3 protein-coding genes are annotated in these 2193 nt (G+C 78.1%); 2 read left to right on the forward strand and 1 reads right to left on the reverse strand.

Features of this window, described 5'->3' with window-relative positions:
• Both HGCM_RS20470 and erpA read left to right on the forward strand, forming a co-directional pair.
• On the forward strand, window positions 1-721 hold a 721-nt coding region (locus HGCM_RS20470), incomplete at its 5' end, for a glycerate kinase (protein ID WP_040399779.1).
• A 164-nt stretch (window positions 722-885) separates the two neighbouring features.
• Entirely contained in the window at window positions 886-1236 is a 351-nt protein-coding gene (gene erpA, locus HGCM_RS11260) for an iron-sulfur cluster insertion protein ErpA (RefSeq protein ID WP_019136938.1), read from the forward strand.
• 91 nt (window positions 1237-1327) lie between these two features.
• Here erpA and HGCM_RS18095 read toward each other — a convergent pair.
• A partial coding sequence (locus HGCM_RS18095; RefSeq protein ID WP_040399073.1) for a cysteine desulfurase family protein occupies window positions 1328-2193 on the reverse strand: 866 nt, incomplete at its 5' end.

A 2193-nucleotide genomic window follows, 5' to 3' on the forward strand; every position in this document is an offset into this window, starting at 1 on the left:
CCTGCCCGACGCGCGAGCGGTGCTCCGCTCGGGCGGTGCGGCGCTGGGGGCGGCGGACGAGGACGACCTGCGCGGGCTGCGCGCGCTGCGGGACGCGCTGGCGGGCGTCCAGCTCGTGGGCGCCTACGACACCGGCACGCCGCTGCTCGGCCTGCAGGGCGCGAGCGCGACGCTCGGCTCGGAGCCCGGTGTGGGGGCCGAGGCCTCGCAGGCGCTCGAGCGCGCGCTCGCGCACGTCGCCCGCCTCGCCGTCGAGGCGGTCGGGGACGCCGAGCGGCCGGACCTGCTGGCGGGCGGACGCCCCGTCTCGCGCCTGACGTCGGCGCCCGGTGCGGGCGCCGGCGGCGGGCTCGGCTTCGGGATCGGCGTCCTCGGGGGTCGGCTCGTGCCCGCCTCCGCGCTCGTCGCCGACGCCGTCGGCCTCGACGCGCTCGCCGGGTCAGCCGACCTCGTCGTCACCGGCGTGACGCGTCTCGACTGGCGGTCCGTCGACGAGTCGGTCGTCGCGGAGGCGGCGCGCCGCGCGCTGGTGCACGGTGTGCCGACCGTCGTCGTCGCGGACGAGGTCCTCGTGGGCCGCCGCGAGCAGGCGGCGGCGGGTCTCACGGCCGCGTACGCCGTGAGCGCCGGCGCCGACCGCCGGGGCGGCGAGGAGGTCGCCGACCGGCTGGCCGCCCGCACCCGTCGCGTCGCCCGGACGTGGTCGCCCGGGACCGGCTGAGCGCGACCCGCCGCACGCCCCGCCCGGGTGCGCGCGAGCGGGCGCGCGAGTCGTACGCTGGCACCGGGAACAAACCGAGAGCGACACGGCGTTGCCGATCGTCGAGGGCGTTCCCGCCGACGGCGCCGCCCCGAGGCCGGCCACCCGCTCAACCAGGAGAGACCATGACCGACACCACGCAGACCGCGACGCACGGCGTCAACCTCACCGAGGTCGCCGCGGACAAGGTCCGCAGCCTGCTCGAGTCCGAGGGTCGGGACGACCTGCGCCTGCGCGTCGCGGTGCAGCCCGGCGGTTGCTCGGGTCTCATCTACCAGCTCTACTTCGACGAGCGCCTGCTCGACGGCGACGCGCTGCGCGACTACGACGGCGTCGAGGTCGTCGTGGACAAGATGAGCGTGCCGTACCTCGAGGGCGCGACGATCGACTTCGCCGACACGATCGAGAAGCAGGGATTCACCATCGACAACCCGAACGCGGGCAGCGCCTGCGCGTGCGGCGGCTCGTTCAGCTGATCGTCCGGCACGACCCACGAGGCCCGGCACCCGCCGCGCGGGGGCCGGGCCTCGTCGTGTCCGCCGGGTCCCGGGCCGCGGGCCCGGGCCGCTACACCTCGGCGTCGAGGGCGGCACGGACCTCACGGACCACGTCCGGGAGCACGTCGAGGAAGGCGTCCACGTCCGCGTCCGACACCCCCACGGGCAGCGCGATCCGCACGTTCCCCTGCGTGAGCACGCCCATCGCCGCGAGCACGTGGCTCGGCTCCAGCGTGCTGGACGTGCACGCGGAGCCCGACCCGACGGCGAACCCCCGCGCGTCGAGCGCCGTCACGAGCGCCTCCCCGTCGACGTAGAGGCACGAGAACGTCACGACGTGGGGGAGGCGGGCCGCGGGATCGCCGACGACCGCCACGTCCGGCACCCGCTGCGGCACGACCGAGCGCACCCGGTCCACGAGCGCCCGCCGGCGGGCGTCGTCCGCCGCCGCGGTGGCGACCGCCTGCTGCAGGGCCACCGCCGCCGCCAGCGCCGCCGGGACGCTGACGCCGCCGGGGAACCAGCGGTCGTCGTCCTGCGGCCCGTCGGGGGAGCGGCGCACGCCCCGCCGCGTGACCAGGACGCCGACGCCCGCCGGGCCGCCCCAGTCGCCCGGGTCGGCGGCGAGCAGGTCCCACGCGTCGCCCACGGGTACGTGGCCGAGCGACGCGCCGGCGTCGACGAGGAGCGGCACGCCGGCGCGCCGCGCCGCCTCGTGCACCGCACCGACGGGCTGGAGCGTCCCGACCTCGCCGTTGGCGTGCTGGAGCGCGGCGAGCGCCACCCCCGGAGCCGCGACCGCGGCGGTCATCGCCTCGACGTCGACGCGGCCGAGCCGGTCGACGGGCGTCGTCACCCGGCTGCCGCCCGCGGCGGCGGTGACGAAGTCCGCGGCGTGCAGCACCGCCGCGCGCTCGACCGCCCCGACGACGACGT

The organism is Cellulomonas massiliensis JC225, from assembly GCF_000312005.1.
Lineage (GTDB): Bacteria > Actinomycetota > Actinomycetes > Actinomycetales > Cellulomonadaceae > Cellulomonas > Cellulomonas massiliensis.

What these genes read in the sequence shown, in the direction of transcription:
- erpA (WP_019136938.1), top strand. Translation starts at nt 886, where the DNA reads ATGACCGACACCACGCAGACCGCGACGCACGGCGTCAACCTCACCGAG.